At 39.6% G+C, this 15,641-nt stretch carries 10 protein-coding genes; 5 read left to right on the top strand and 5 right to left on the bottom strand.

Translation table 11 applies throughout. From position 1 onward, the window contains the following. Positions 1-31 precede the first annotated feature (31 nt). On the top strand, positions 32-3,931 hold the full coding sequence (gene hrpA, locus P3L40_RS11650; RefSeq protein ID WP_136134977.1) for an ATP-dependent RNA helicase HrpA: 3,900 nt from the start codon (positions 32-34) through the stop codon (positions 3,929-3,931). 278 nt (positions 3,932-4,209) lie between these two features. Here hrpA and P3L40_RS11645 read toward each other — a convergent pair whose 3' ends face one another. Both P3L40_RS11645 and ydgH read right to left on the bottom strand, forming a co-directional pair. Then, the gene (locus tag P3L40_RS11645; RefSeq protein WP_004254844.1) at positions 4,210-5,550 is read right to left on the bottom strand and encodes a basic amino acid/polyamine antiporter; all 1,341 of its coding nucleotides are present in this window, start codon (positions 5,548-5,550) and stop codon (positions 4,210-4,212) included. A gap of 352 nt (positions 5,551-5,902) precedes the next feature. Beyond that, positions 5,903-6,853, bottom strand: coding sequence for a DUF1471 family protein YdgH (ydgH, locus tag P3L40_RS11640; protein WP_004254841.1), 951 nt, complete (start codon positions 6,851-6,853; stop codon positions 5,903-5,905). A gap of 385 nt (positions 6,854-7,238) precedes the next feature. On the opposite strand from ydgH, the gene pntA reads away from it, so the two are divergent. Both pntA and pntB read left to right on the top strand, forming a co-directional pair. Continuing rightward, the gene (pntA, locus tag P3L40_RS11635; protein WP_004254837.1) at positions 7,239-8,768 is read left to right on the top strand and encodes a Re/Si-specific NAD(P)(+) transhydrogenase subunit alpha; all 1,530 of its coding nucleotides are present in this window, start codon (positions 7,239-7,241) and stop codon (positions 8,766-8,768) included. Between the two features lie 13 nt (positions 8,769-8,781). Beyond that, positions 8,782-10,170 (top strand): Re/Si-specific NAD(P)(+) transhydrogenase subunit beta, encoded by a 1,389-nt coding sequence (gene pntB, locus P3L40_RS11630; protein ID WP_094960629.1) that lies wholly within the window; start codon positions 8,782-8,784, stop codon positions 10,168-10,170. Positions 10,171-10,301: 131 nt separating this feature from the next. Here pntB and P3L40_RS11625 read toward each other — a convergent pair whose 3' ends face one another. Further along, the gene (locus tag P3L40_RS11625) at positions 10,302-11,498 is read right to left on the bottom strand and encodes an MFS transporter (RefSeq protein WP_004254829.1); all 1,197 of its coding nucleotides are present in this window, start codon (positions 11,496-11,498) and stop codon (positions 10,302-10,304) included. 169 nt (positions 11,499-11,667) lie between these two features. Between P3L40_RS11625 and P3L40_RS11620 the strand changes: the two genes are divergently transcribed. Further along, positions 11,668-12,291, top strand: a complete 624-nt coding sequence (locus tag P3L40_RS11620) for a TetR/AcrR family transcriptional regulator (RefSeq protein WP_136134975.1) — start codon at positions 11,668-11,670, stop codon at positions 12,289-12,291. Between the two features lie 63 nt (positions 12,292-12,354). Here the strand turns inward: P3L40_RS11620 and uspE are convergent, their stop codons facing one another. Beyond that, the gene (gene uspE, locus P3L40_RS11615) at positions 12,355-13,302 is read right to left on the bottom strand and encodes a universal stress protein UspE (protein ID WP_136134974.1); all 948 of its coding nucleotides are present in this window, start codon (positions 13,300-13,302) and stop codon (positions 12,355-12,357) included. 125 nt (positions 13,303-13,427) lie between these two features. Beyond that, the gene (locus tag P3L40_RS11610) at positions 13,428-14,183 is read right to left on the bottom strand and encodes an FNR family transcription factor (protein ID WP_004254821.1); all 756 of its coding nucleotides are present in this window, start codon (positions 14,181-14,183) and stop codon (positions 13,428-13,430) included. A 364-nt stretch (positions 14,184-14,547) separates the two neighbouring features. On the opposite strand from P3L40_RS11610, the gene P3L40_RS11605 reads away from it, so the two are divergent. Further along, positions 14,548-15,558 carry an NAD(P)H-quinone oxidoreductase gene (locus tag P3L40_RS11605; RefSeq protein ID WP_210852487.1) on the top strand — a complete coding sequence of 337 codons (1,011 nt, stop codon included), beginning with the start codon at positions 14,548-14,550 and terminating at the stop codon, positions 15,556-15,558. Positions 15,559-15,641: the final 83 nt, after the last annotated feature.

The following is a 15,641-nucleotide window of genomic DNA, read 5'->3' as shown; positions in this document are numbered from 1 at the left end:
TTGAAATTTATTAAAGATAAGGATTCAACAGGTGAAATCCATACTGACAGCATTAACCGCTGATATTGGACAAACTTCATTACGTGACCAATGGTTACTGAAAAAAAGAGTGCAAGGTATTGCAAAGATCCAGAACGAAAAATCGCGCTCTGCGGTACTTGATGCTATCAAAATAGATATTGAAAAGGCAAAGCAAAAGGTTGAAATTAAACGATTAAATGCGCCTAAAATTGTGTATCCGGATAATTTACCGGTCAGCCTGAAGAAAGATGTCATTTTAGATGCCATTAAAAAACATCAAGTTGTTATTATTGCTGGTGAAACTGGGTCAGGTAAAACAACGCAAATCCCCAAAATTTGTCTTGAACTTGGCAGAGGGGTTCTAGGGTTTATTGGTCACACTCAACCAAGACGTTTAGCCGCGCGCTCAGTTGCGTCACGCTTAGCTCAAGAACTTGAATGTGAATTAGGTACAAATGTTGGTTATAAAGTACGCTTTAGTGACCAAGTGAGTGAAACGACTCAAGTCAAATTGATGACTGATGGTATCTTGCTTGCAGAACTACAAAATGACAAATTGCTGCTGCAATATGACACTATTATTATCGATGAGGCTCACGAAAGAAGCCTGAATATCGACTTTATTTTAGGTTATTTACGTCAATTATTACCAAAACGTCCTGATTTAAAAGTTATTATTACATCAGCAACCATTGACCCTGAGCGTTTTTCGAAGCACTTTAGTCATGCCCCAATTGTTGAAGTGTCTGGGCGTACCTATCCTGTTGAAGTTCGTTATCGTCCTATCATGGGAGACCAGAACGATAGTGACCGTGACCAAATTGATGGGATAATTGATGCGGTAAATGAACTATCGGTTGAAGGTAATGGCGATATATTGATTTTTATGAGCGGTGAGCGGGAAATTCGTGATACCGCCGATGCGTTATCAAAACTTTCTTTACGCCACACTGAAATCTTACCTCTTTTCGCAAGGCTCTCGAATAGTGAGCAAAATCGTATCTTCCATCCTCATGGGGGACGGCGGATCATTCTTGCAACAAACGTAGCAGAAACATCATTAACTGTACCGGGTATAAAATATGTCATTGATACCGGTTATGCGCGAATCAGTCGTTATAGTTACCGTACCAAAGTACAACGTCTTCCTGTTGAAGCCATTTCTCAAGCTTCAGCTAACCAACGTAAGGGGCGCTGTGGCCGTGTTTCTGACGGGATTTGTATTCGTTTATACTCAGAAGATGACTTCTTATCACGCCCAGAGTTCACGGACCCTGAAATTTTACGGACGAATTTAGCGTCAGTTATATTACAAATGACTTCTATTGGTCTTGGTGATATTTCTGCATTTCCATTTGTGGAGGCTCCAGATAAACGCAATATCCAAGATGGTGTGAAATTACTGGAGGAGCTAGGTGCAATTAAGTCCCATAAACAGGCGGATAAAGGGTATCAACTAACGGATACGGGTAGACAACTAGCCCAGCTTCCTGTTGACCCAAGACTTGCTCGTATGGTGATTGAAGCACGTAAACACGGGGCAGTACGTGAAGCAATGGTGATTGTTTCTGCATTATCAATTCAAGACCCAAGGGAGAGACCTTTAGACAAACAGCAAGCTGCCGATGAAAAACATCGTCGTTTCCATGATAAGCAATCAGATTTCTTAGCTTTTTTAAATCTTTGGGATTACTTAAAAGAACAACAAACACAGCTTTCTAACGCTCAATTTAGAAAAATGTGTCGCCAAGATTTTCTTAATTATTTGCGTATTCGGGAATGGCAAGATTTGTATACCCAATTGAGGCAAGTGGTAAAAGAGCAAGGTTTTGCCATTAATAGTGCGGAGGCTGATTTTCGGAGCATTCACGTTTCGTTATTGGCTGGGCTGCTTTCACATATTGGACAAAAAGATGCAGATAAACACGAGTTTACTGGGGCTAGAAATGCACGTTTTACTATTTTTCCTGGGTCGGGTTTATTTAAAAAACCACCGAAATGGGCAATGGTTGCGGAACTTGTTGAAACGTCGAAATTATGGGGAAGAATTGCCGCATCAATCGATGTTGAGTGGGTTGAACCCTTAGCAGAACATTTGACTAAACATAGCTATAGTGAGCCTCATTGGTCAAAATCTGAAGGCGCGGTAATGGCGTCAGAAAAAGTGACTTTATATGGGCTACCCATTGTTGCATCAAGGCAGGTTAATTATGGGAATATTGACCCGTTATTATGCCGTGAATTATTTATTCGGCATGCATTGGTTGAAGGGGATTGGGTCACACGCCACGCATTCTTTAAAGAAAATCTGAAATTACTATCTGAAGTCGAAGATTTGGAGCATAAATCACGTCGGCGTGACATTTTAGTTGATGATGAAACGTTATTTGCATTTTATGACCAACGGATCCCGAATGATGTGATTTCCTCTCGTCATTTTGATAATTGGTGGAAAAAGGCATCTAAGCAACAATCTGACTTGTTAAGCTTTGAAAAAAGTATGCTGATCAAGGAGGATGCGAGTAATGTTTCGGCTCTTGATTACCCAAACTATTGGTATCAAGGGGATTTGAAATTTCGGTTGAGTTATCAATTTGAGCCAGGAACTGATGCAGATGGAGTGACTGTCCATGTACCACTTGCGATATTGAATCAGGTTCAGAATATTGGCTTTGATTGGCAAGTTCCGGGACTGCGTCATGAGTTGATCGTTGCTTTAATTAAATCATTACCTAAACCAATTAGGCGAAATTTTGTTCCTGCACCTAACTATGCTTCTGCATTTTTAGAACGAGTCCCTGAGCCTGAGGGGAGTGTATTGGATAAACTTGAACGTGAATTACGCCGTATGACAGGCGTCACTGTTGAACGTGAATCATGGCAATTAGAGCAACTTCCCGCTCATTTAAAAATGACATATCGTGTTGTAGGCGACAAAAATAAAACCGTTGCGGAAGGGCAAAATCTTGATGAGCTAAAAAATAGCCTAAAAGAAAAAGTGCAAGAAACGTTGTCTGAAGTTGTAGATGACGGTATTGAGCAACATGGGTTACATATTTGGAGTTTTGGTGAATTACCTCAACGCTATGAGCAAAAGAGAGGCGGATATTCCGTTAAAGCTTATCCTGCATTAGTCGATGAAAGAAATAGTGTTGGTATCAAGGTGTTTGAAACAGAATTAGAACAGCAGCAAGCAATGTGGGCTGGTGTGCGTCGATTATTACTGTTAAATATTCCATCGCCAATTAAGTATTTACATGAAAAACTACCCAATAAATCAAAATTGGGTTTGTACTTTAACCCCTATGGCAAGGTATTGGAGTTAATAGATGATTGTATTGCTTGTGGTGTCGACCAAATAATCTCTGATTTTGGTGGCGCGGTATGGAATGAAGAACAGTTTGAAAAACTGAAAGAGCTTGCACGGGCAGAATTAAATGATGTGGTTGTTAATATTGCTAAGCAAGTTGAACAAATATTAACGGTGGTGTTTGCAATCAATAAACGTCTAAAAGGGCGGGTTGATTTTTCGATGGCAATAGCGTTATCGGATATAAAAACACAAATGTCGAACTTAGTGTTTAAAGGTTTTGTGACTACTCATGGTTGGAAACGCTTACCTGATATTCTTCGTTATTTAAATGGAATAGAGCGGCGATTAGAAAAACTAGCTATTGATCCTAACCGAGATCGTGCACAACTGAGTAAAGTAGAGCATGTTCAGAATATGTGGCAGCAATGGTTAGTAAAATTATCTCCAGTTCAGAGAAATATGCCAGAAGTCCAAGAAATTCGCTGGATGATTGAAGAACTGAGAGTCAGTCTGTTTGCCCAGCAGCTTGGAACGCCATATCCAATTTCGGATAAGCGAATTATGCAGGCGATGGAACAGTTATCTCAACAACTGTAAGCTTTATTTTGACTAATTAGCGCTTCACGTATTCTGTATATGAAGCGCTTTTCATTTTTAGTTGGCCTTAATCATTTAGTTACAACATACTAATGAATGATAAAAATATAAGCATCGAAGCTCATACAACAGAAATTTTAACCAGCAAAGGAGAGGGGAAATTGTAAAGGAAATTACGACTAGAAAATTATGGAGTGATTTAGTAATCAAAAAAACAGGATGTTGCAGTAAATGAAGGCTTAAATTTATGGGTTAAAATTAAGCCCTCGTTTCTAAAACTAGGCAACCAAATAATAGAGCGCTGGGATAGCGCCGATAGCAATGGCATATGCCATGATTTTTTCAATCGCTTTTAATGGCATTTGGTTGGTTTGCTGCTGGCGAGCATAGAAAAATACCAAAATACCAGGGGCATATAAAACGACGGATAATAGTAAATTGATTAACCCTGATGCATAAAGCAACCATAGACCATAAAGACTGGCAATAGCTCCAACGGCAAGTAATGCCTTATTATGACGTTCAAAAGCTACTTTTACTAAAAATGCACCAACAAGGAAATAGGGGACTAAAATCATTTCAGAGGCAATGGTAAGCAATGTATTGTAATTACTCCCACTAAGCCAAATAAGAACTAAAGATAGCTGTACTGCACCATTAGTGAGCCATAAAGAAGATGATGGGGCATCATTCTTATTTAATTTATTGAATATTTTAGGAAATGATTGGTATTGGGCTGCAATATAAGGTACTTCAGCGGCCATAATAGTCCAACTTAGGTAAGCTCCACAAACAGAAATAATTAGGCCCGCTGCAATAATAATATCACCACTCGAACCAATTAAACTTATCATGAGTGGGGCCATGGATGGATTTTTTATTTCTGCAAGTTCAGCTCTAGGCATAATACCTAAAGAAAGTAAGGTCACTAGAATATAGATAATTAAAGCAGAACTTACAGCGAAAATTGTTGCTAAGCCAACATCGCGGCGGTTTTTCGCTCGTGCAGAGACGACAACGGCACCTTCGATACCAATAAATACCCATAGTGTAATCAGCATGGTATCTTTGACTTGCTCCCAAACAGGAACACCAAATTCGATACCACTAAAATCTGCATTGAAAATATCAAGTTTAAACGCAAAAAAAGCCAATACAATAAATAAGCCAAGAGGAACCAGTTTTGCCATTGTAGCAAGTTTATTAATCCCAGCGGCTGTTTGTACTCCACGAAGAACTAAATAGTGAACAAACCAGAGGAGTATTGATTCTCCGACTAGGGCTTGCCATGTATTCCCATCACCAAAAATAATGTTGTCAGGAGTATCTGTAAAAAAACTGATTGCTGCGAATACGATAACAAGATAAGACACATTGGCAACTACCGCACATAGCCAATAACCCCACGCCGAGCAAAAACCAATTAATTCCCCGAAGCCGACTTTGGCGTAAGTAAATATCCCACCGTCAAGGTCAGGTCGTATGCGAGAAAGCAACAATAAGGCAAATGCTAAAAAAAGGATGCCCACACCAGTAATTGACCAACCGATTATTAATGCGAGAGGGCTAGCCACTTCAGCCATATTTTGAGGGAGACTAAAAACACCGGCGCCAACCATTGAGCTAAGAACTAGCGCAGTTAGTGCGGTAAGACTCAAAGTATTTTTCAAAGTAAATCCTGAACGTTCAGAAATCAAAAGTTAAAATGACGTTAAAGTGCCATTACAATAATGAGTTTAACTAGTAGCCATTAAAAAAGCAGATAGAATGACTGCATGTTTTCAGAGTGTGGATTCTACGAACGAAATGACAGATATGCAATGGTAATGTATGCATTTTTTAAGATGTTTTATGCACTTTTTCAAAAGAGTGAGGATGAATAGAGTCAAAGACGAGATATAACCTAAAGTGAGAGTCTAAAAATAAAAAAACCAGCCGAGTAGGCTGGTTTTAACATCACATAAATTAGGACTATTTAAACAAGTCAGCACTGATAGTGACACTGCCACCATTAGATTGCCATTCTCTTGTAATATGAAAATATTTAGCCCCTTTCGCTTCCGCACGTTTTGCTATTTGGTAACGTACTTCAGGCGTATTGGTGTAATATCCAGAGAATGTAATAGAGTCAAATGGGACCATTTGTGCAGCTGCTGTTTTGTTGACCTCTTCGATAACATAACCACTTGGCAGAGTCACACTAGTACGACCCGGTTGACTGCTAGAGGTTTCAAAGAAGCGTCCGACTGCGGTTGTTGGTTCTTCAGAAGATGCAACACCAGGAATGCGAACTTTTTTAGCCGCTTCACCGCCCTCTGCTAATAGAGCACGACCAGCGTCAGAATCGGCAGGAACCACTGCGTCTTCATTAAGAACTTGTCGTTTCGGTGCATCTTTCTTATAGATATAAGCAGTTGCTAATGTATTTCCACCATCATTCATTGCGATATTACGAACCACATAGAACGAGGCAGCATTTTTCTCAAGTGCTTTTTTGGCGATAGCCTCATATAGGTCTGGTTGAGAAGGGTAAAAACCGCTTACAGTAACAGTATCAAAAGGCTCATATTCTGTTGCGTCAGTTTTTGACATTTCCTCAACACCACCGAATACACGACGTTTTGGTGTATCAACTTGTGGTGCATCTTTTGCGTAGACATCAGCAACAACACGCATGTTGCCGCTATCACCTACATCATCAAGGCTTTGAATGTAAAAGGCATATGCCCCCATTTTATCAGCCCTACGGGAGACTGCATCGGATGCTTCATAAATAGCATTAAAGCGCCCGGTGACTGTTATACGCTCATAAGGTTTTAATTCAGTAGCCTGTTTTGGCGTCAATTCAACAGCCGCCTGAGTAGCAGTTATACTAGTTAATGATAACACCGCGGCTGCGATGACCGTAGTTTTCAGCTTCATACAAAATCCTTCCGCCTTGCGCAATTTATTATAAACATGCTGAATCTTAGTTGTATCACATGTACGTGATTATTACACGTAACGGAACCTGTTGTCTCATGATTTTATTTTTATGAGAAATAAATAATTATTGACTAGTTAAATTTACCAGATTTTTTAAAGTATCCAGTATTTTATTGACCTAAAACTAAGATTTTCACTGCGAATTCCATTTACTGTCTAAGAATCGTGATCAATTATGGATCAAGAAGCTTATTTTCAGTAGGTTATTAGAACATTAAAAATCTGTTTAGGCACAAAATAAGACTTTTCTCTGTGATGACAGTCATTATTTTAGCAAACACTCTATTAACAACATTACGTTAGGCATTAAAAAGGGAACATTATGCGTATTGGTATACCAAGAGAACGACTTGCCAATGAAGCGCGTGTTGCAGCTACACCATCTACAGTAACTCAACTTCTTAAGTTAGGTTTTTCTGTCTGTGTAGAACAAAATGCGGGTCATTTAGCCAGTTTTGACGATGTAGCATACGAACAAGCGGGGGCGGAAATCGTTGATCGTGATACTGCATTTGCTGCGGATATCGTTTTTAAAGTCAACGCGCCACTGGATGATGAAATTCCTCTATTAAAAGAAGGAGCGACTCTGGTGAGTTTCATTTGGCCAGCACAGAATGCTGAGCTAATGGAAGCTTTAAAAGCTAGGAAAATTAACGTGATGGCGATGGATGCGGTACCACGCATTTCACGTGCTCAATCACTTGATGCGCTTAGCTCAATGGCGAATATTGCCGGCTACCGTGCAATTGTTGAAGCTGCTCACGAATTTGGTCGTTTCTTTACGGGGCAAATTACGGCCGCAGGTAAAGTTCCTCCAGCGAAAGTCATGATCATCGGGGCTGGGGTTGCAGGCCTTGCTGCGATTGGCGCTGCTGGTAGTTTAGGTGCCATTGTGCGTGCCTTTGACACTCGTCCTGAGGTGAAAGAGCAAGTTCAGAGTATGGGGGCTGAATTCCTTGAATTAGATTTCAAAGAAGAGGCCGGTAGTGGCGATGGCTACGCCAAAGTAATGTCAGAAGCATTTATTAAAGCTGAGATGGAACTGTTCGCTGCACAAGCGAAAGAAGTCGATATCATTGTAACTACGGCACTGATTCCAGGTAAGCCTGCACCTAAATTGATTACCAAGGAAATGGTTGAATCAATGAAGCCGGGGAGTGTGATTGTTGACTTAGCGGCGCAAACTGGGGGGAACTGTGAGTTAACCCAAGCTGACAAGCTGGTTGTGACTGACAATGGTGTAAAAATCATTGGTTATACCGACTTACCAAGCCGTTTACCAACACAGTCATCACAGTTATATGGAACAAACCTCGTTAACTTGATGAAGTTATTGTGCAAAGAGAAAAATGGTGAAATAGATATTGATTTTGAAGATCTGGTAATTCGAGGGGTCACTGTGATTAAACAAGGTGAAATCACTTGGCCAGCGCCCCCAATTCAGGTATCTGCTCAGCCGCAGGCGAAACCGCAAGCGGTGGAAAAAGTTAAAGCACCTGAGAAAAAGATGTCACCGACGGTAAAATATGGCTTGATGGCATTAGCTATCATCTTGTTTGGTTGGTTTGCTAATTCAGCACCAAAAGAGTTTTTATCGCACTTTACTGTATTTGCTTTAGCTTGTGTGGTTGGTTATTACGTGGTGTGGAATGTGACTCATGCATTGCATACACCGTTAATGTCAGTCACTAACGCTATTTCAGGGATCATCGTCGTGGGCGCCTTGCTCCAGATTGGCAGCGGTGGCTGGGTAAGCTTCTTATCCTTTATCGCCATATTGATCGCGAGTATCAATATTTTCGGTGGGTTCACTGTAACTCAACGCATGTTAAAAATGTTTCGTAAAGGGTAAGGGGTAACTTATGTTGTCGAGTGGAATTGTGACAGCAGCTTACATAGTTGCTGCTATCCTATTTATTTTCAGCCTTGCGGGGCTATCCCGTCATGAAAGTTCCCAACGTGGGAATACTTATGGCATTATCGGGATGGCTATCGCCTTGATAGCCACTATTTTAGGTCCTCACAGTGCTAATGTGGGCTGGATGATCGTTGCGATGGTCATTGGTGCTGTCATTGGTATTCGCTTAGCGAAAAAAGTTGAAATGACAGAAATGCCTGAGCTGGTGGCTATTTTACATAGTTTCGTCGGTTTAGCTGCAGTGCTGGTTGGTTTTAACAGCTTTATCGCAAGTGAAGGGCACGCTGATGTTGTGATGGAAAACATTCACTTAACTGAAGTTTTCTTAGGGATCTTCATTGGTGCAGTTACCTTCACCGGTTCAGTAGTCGCTTATGGTAAATTATCAGGGAAAATGTCATCAAAACCGATGATGTTACCTAATCGCCATAAACTGAATTTAGCGGCGTTAGTGGTTTCATTTATTCTGTTAGTGATTTTTGTTAAAACAGAAAGTGTCGGCTTGCAAGTCTTCTTGATGCTAATTATGACCGCGATAGCTTTGGCTTTTGGCTGGCATTTAGTCGCTTCAATTGGTGGAGCGGACATGCCAGTGGTCGTTTCAATGCTGAATTCGTATTCAGGTTGGGCTGCTGCAGCGGCAGGTTTTATGTTAAGCAATGACTTGCTGATTGTCACAGGGGCATTGGTCGGTTCTTCAGGTGCGATTCTGTCCTATATTATGTGTAAGGCGATGAACCGTTCGTTTATCAGTGTTATTGCAGGAGGCTTCGGTACAGATGGCTCTTCAACAGGCACAGAAGAAGAAATGGGTGAGTATCGCGAAAGCACCGCAGAGGAAGTCGCTGAAATGTTGAAAAACTCAACATCAGTAATTATCACTCCAGGGTATGGTATGGCGGTAGCACAAGCACAATACCCTGTTGCGGATATCACCACTAAATTACGCGAACGTGGTATTAATGTGCGTTTTGGTATTCACCCTGTAGCTGGGCGTTTACCTGGCCATATGAACGTATTATTAGCCGAAGCTAAAGTACCTTATGATATCGTATTGGAAATGGATGAAATTAATGATGATTTCTCTGATACCGATACCGTTCTTGTTATTGGTGCTAACGATACGGTTAACCCAGCGGCTCAAGAAGATCCAAACAGCCCAATTGCAGGTATGCCAGTTCTTGAAGTTTGGAAAGCAAGCAATGTCATTGTATTTAAACGTTCAATGAATACAGGCTATGCTGGGGTACAAAACCCATTATTCTTCAAAGAAAATACACAGATGTTGTTTGGTGATGCGAAAGATAGCGTTGATGCAATCTTACGTGCATTGTAATTTAATGAGTTACTAATTCATTTCAAAATAATTAGTAAAGTAAATAAGAAGGGGTGATTGGTTAATTCCAGTCACCCCTTCTTGATATTTGAGAGTTAAATCAGTTTATGTGATGCAGCCTTATAAACGCATCATTTGAGGCAAAATCGAGCGCAATTGGTTAGCCCTCGAGCAAAGGTAAACACTAATAAAAATGCTAGTGTTGATATTATGAGCATGCTCATCATGAGAACTCCGCCATTGAAATGGTCCATGACGTATCCTCCTACTAGACTGCCAATAGTAATTAGAATTAAAAACATAAAGGTAATAAGGGCGGAACCTTTCTCAGTTAATTCCGGAACATGAACGTGCATCCACATATTGATTGTTGCAGGAACCATACCCGCAGCGATCCCCCATGAAAAAACAAATATGATACTGGTCGCCCAATTAAAATCTAAAACAGATAATGCGAGAAAAGCTAAGGCTAATAAAAGTGCACTAATCGCGAAATTATAACGAACATTATATTTTCCGACATAACCCGCCAGTATATTGCCAACTACGCTGGCCACCCCAAAAAAGAGCAATAATGCTGAAATTTGTCCTTCGATAAAACCTGCGGTTTGTTTAAAGAACACCGTAAAATAATTATACGCAGAGAAATGTGCTAAAAAAATCAGTGTGAATATAATTAACCCTTTACGCGCAATAGGGTGCGATGGCATCAATAACAATTCCTTCCATTGCATAGACGAAGAAGGTTTTAATGATGGTAAAGAGAAATACTGCATTAAAAACGCGACAGCACCTGCAATAACCAGCGCAATATAAGGCATTCTCCAACCATAATTATCAGATAACCAAGCGCCTAGAGGTACTCCGAGCACGGTGACTAATGTGACGGCTGAAAAGAATATTGTTACGGATGTGGTTATTGACATATTTTTAGGTGCTAGACGTATCACTAAGCCTGCTGCAACTCCCCAAAAACCCCCTAGTGCAATTCCTAATGCGAATCGACCTAATAAAACCAAACTAAAATTAGACGCGAAAGCCGTAATTGCATTAGCTAATATCATGAGAGCAACTAAGAAAAGTAAAACTTGGCGTCTATCGATATTCTTTGCATAAATGGGGACAAATAGGGAGGATGCCATACCTGCGATAGATGTGACAGTGACTGTAAGTCCTGCGGTACCTGTTGATATTTGAAAATCATAAGCGATGTTATTTAGCACACTAATGGCTAAAAACTCACCAGTAACAATAATGAAGCAAGCAAAAGTTGCAGATAATAGTGAAAGCCAGTTACCATTGTGCGAAGAAATATGAGTTGTTGTCATGCGCTTTCCGTGAAAGTTAAGTAGTTTACAAAAAAGAATGATTTTATAGTGACCGCTATAAAATCATGGCGCTATTGTTTATGTGAATTTAGACGTTGTCAATTATTTTTATAATGATCACTATAAAATAGTTGTGGTATAGTGAATTGACTGCGAGTAAAGTGAGAATATGAATCAAATAAAACGCGGGCGGCCTAAAGGCTTTGACCAACAAGATGCACTAGCTAAAGCCATGCTATTGTTTTGGCGAAATGGCTATGTTGCAACCTCAATTAGCGATTTAACTCAAGAGCTAGGTATCACAGCGCCTAGCCTTTACTGTGCTTTTGGTGATAAAGCATCGTTGTTTAATCAATGTATTGATTATTATTTGATGAATGAAGCTTGTCCTATTTTGTCTATTGTAAAGCAAGCCAAAACAGCGAAAATTGCAATTGAATTGCTGATGTATGAAAGCGCTAAAAGGCTAATTCAGCCAAACAAGCCTGCAGGTTGTATGCTGATTACAGCGACAATGAATGGGTCAAAGCAAATCGAAGATGTGCAATTAAACGTCCAAGAAAAACGGAAAAGTTATCAGGAAATTCTACTGGCACGTATGCGTAAAGGCATTGATGATGGTGATGTTGCTCCAGATGCGCCGATTGAAGCTATCGTTGATTTTTATATAACGGTAATTGATGGTTTTACCATACAAGCTTGTGATGGAATTGATCTTGAAAGACTTAATCAAGTTATTTTTAATGCTATGCAAGCTTGGCCGATAGTTAGTCAAAGTTCAGCAATAACTTAGCCATGATTAAATTAAGCCCAATAACATAAATGTTATTGGGCTTAATAAGTTTTAGATGATTAGCTAATCATCATCGGTAGGGCTGATAGGACAAACAAAACCGTCAGGTTTAATCGCTAATAAATCACATTTTAGCTTATCGATGACATGCTCCGCGGTATTCCCCAAAAAAGCCGCTGAAATGCCTGTACGGCCCAAAATACCCAGTACCACAACCCCAGCGTGCAATTCTTCACACATATCTGGAATAATTTTTTCAGGTAAGCCTTCACGGACATGGGTATATTTTTCATCAATCCCAAATTTTTGCCGCAACTCTTTCATAGCAATTAAATGTTGGCCGCGTAGTGCGTTGTTATATAGGCTCGGGTCGAAATCAGGTAACTCTATGGCAATATTCATAGGAGCAACAGGATATGCACTCACTAAATGGATTTCCTGTTCCTTAATAATGCGAGTTGCTAAATCTTTTGTTTTTTCGACCAATTTGATATTGAGGTCATCGTGATAAGATTCCTCATTTGATAAGTTAACGGCTACAACCACTGAACCGTGATCAGGCCATACTTTGTCTTTTACCATCCAAACGGGAGCAGGGCATTTTCGGAGTAAATGCCAGTCTAGTGGGGTAAAAATAATCGACTCAAAATTATCGGTTTGATGCGCCATTTTCAGTAACAGGTCATGTTCACCATTTATTACTTCCTGAATAATGGCCTCATATGGCTTGTTATGCCAAATAACTTTAATTTCAATATCAATGCCCGCTTCAAGATAGAAATGAGCTTGTTGTTTGATCCACGCTGCTTTTTGGCTTATTACACCTTTGCGCATGGCATTACGTTCTTCAGGAGAAAGTAAGGTTGTCATGTCATAGGAAAGGTCGTAGATAGGCAAAAACGCTTTTATCCGTCCACCATTACGCTGCACGATGTAGACAGCACGTCTTAATGCAGGTTGATCATCCTGATTTGGGTCAATTGCAACTAGCAGGTTTTTATAGTTTGCCATATTGAAATCCTCTCGATACACGGATATTTCCATATAGATAAACTATGATATTGAGATTAAATAGGCAAGAAATCTGGAGAAAAAAATGAAAACGGATCACTGATAACGTGATCCGTTTAGGGATATTAGCATGTAATTGCTGAAACTTTACCAGCGATATCAGTCAGTTTAGCCATATCCTCGATAGTGATGTACTTACCTTTAACACTTAGCATGCCACTTTTTTGGAAACGTCCTAAAAGGCGACTAATGGTTTCAACTGTTAAGCCAAGATAATTACCGATATCTCCACGAGTCATGGTTAATCTAAATTCTCTTGGTGAAAAACCACGTTCCGCAAAGCGGTGAGAGAGGTTAAGAATAAATGCAGCTAAACGCTCTTCCGCATTTTTCTTAGATAATAAAAGGATCATTTCTTGATCACCTTTAATTTCACCGCTCATTAAACGCATAATTTGCTGACGTAAATTAGGCATTTTGCCTGATAAGTCGTCTAAGGTTTCAAAAGGTATTTCACAAACCATTGAGGTTTCAAGTGCTTGTGCAAAACTTGGGTGCTGTGTATGAATGATAGCATCAAAGCCAACAAGGTCTCCTGCTAAGTGAAAACCAGTAATTTGCTCATCGCCTTCTTCGGTTATTGTATAGCTTTTTATTGTACCTGAGCGGATGGCATATAATGAACGCAATTCATCGCCTGCTTTAAATAAAGCTTGGCCTTTTTGAATTGGTTTTTTGCGTTCGATGATATTATCAAGTTGATCCAGTTCATGTTCATTCAGCGTAAAAGGAATGCAAAGCTGGCTAATACTGCAATCCTGACAATGAATAGCACAACCACCAGACTGGATGCGACGAACAACTCTTTTTTCTGGGATCATATTTAAGGCTCAATCAAGTTAAAATTATTGATATGAGTCAATTTTAACATAAGATAATGCAACTAGTAAGTAGTAATGTATGACAGAATCGACTTAATAAACAAAAAAGCCAATCAGAAGGCATGTGAGAAATTAGTGAATTTAGATATTCATGCTAAATTAAAGAAGATTACTAAGTATATAATTTGATATAGATTAAATTTTAGCCTCTAAACGATAAAAAGATGACTTACATCATCATAGTAGTTACTACTCTAAACTGTCGTAATTAAGCACGAAATATTAAACTAATTAGCATTAATTTAACACAAAAATAAATTTAGGAATATCAATTTTTCAAATTAACCTCAAAAAGGAGAATATAATGGCACTTATCCAACAGTCTTTACCCACCTCGATGACAGTTGTAGACATTATAGAACCTGGTGGACCAGAAAAGCTGCGATTAATTGATATACCGTTACCTAGAATTTCTGCAGGGTATTTGCTCGTTAAGGTGGAAGCTGCGGGGGTTAATCGCCCTGATATTTTTCAGCGTAAGGGGTCTTATCCTCCACCGGCAGATGCTTCTCCGATTATGGGGCTTGAAATTGCAGGAACTATAGTTGCCAAGGCGGATGATGTAGAGGAATGGCAGCTCGGAGACAAAGTTTGTGGACTGGTTGCCGGGGGAGGTTATGCAGAATATTGTTTAGTGCATAAAAACATAGCCTTACCGTTAGGGAATTTATCTTTTATCGAGGGTGCAGCGATACCTGAAAACTTTTTCACTGTTTGGGCAAATGTTTTTCAAATAGGCAAACTTAAAAAAGACGAAACGGTACTTATTCACGGTGGAACATCGGGAATTGGTAGCGTGGCGATTATGTTAGCAAAAGCCTTTGGCGCAACAGTGATTACTACTGTTGGTTCAGAAGACAAAGTTCAAGTTGCAAAATCGTTAGGCGCAAATTGTGTTATTAACTACAGAAACGATGATTTTGTTGAAGCAACACTCAATTATACCTCTTCTCGAGGTGTTGATATGGTCGTAGATATTATCGGTGGTGATTATGTTGCGAAAAATTATCAAGTTGCTGCTAAATTTGGACGAATAATTCAAATTGGTATGATGAAAGGTAACCCTAAAGAGTTAAATATGATGCCTTTAATGGTAAAAAGATTAACTCATACGGGATCAACAATGCGTTCTCGAACTATTGAGGAAAAAGCAGTGATTGCCCAAGAACTAAAGAAGCAAGTCTGGGAATTGTTACAAAATGGTGAAATAAAACCTATTATTAACAAAACATATCACTTGTCTCAGGTGCGGAGTGCCCATGAATATATGGAATCAGGTGATCTTGTTGGGAAAATTGTTTTGCTAAACAGTTAATTGGATTTACTTTCTGCGGTTTTCACTATTTCACTTTAGTTCTTTAAGAGCAGTGAAAATCGCACCATCTATAACAAATTTTT

Source organism: Providencia sp. PROV040 (genome assembly GCF_032706145.1).
In the GTDB taxonomy this organism is placed as follows: Bacteria; Pseudomonadota; Gammaproteobacteria; order Enterobacterales; family Enterobacteriaceae; genus Providencia; species Providencia hangzhouensis.
The sequence above is the reverse complement of the archived record's forward strand: the minus strand, read 5'-3'. Positions and strand labels throughout refer to the sequence as shown.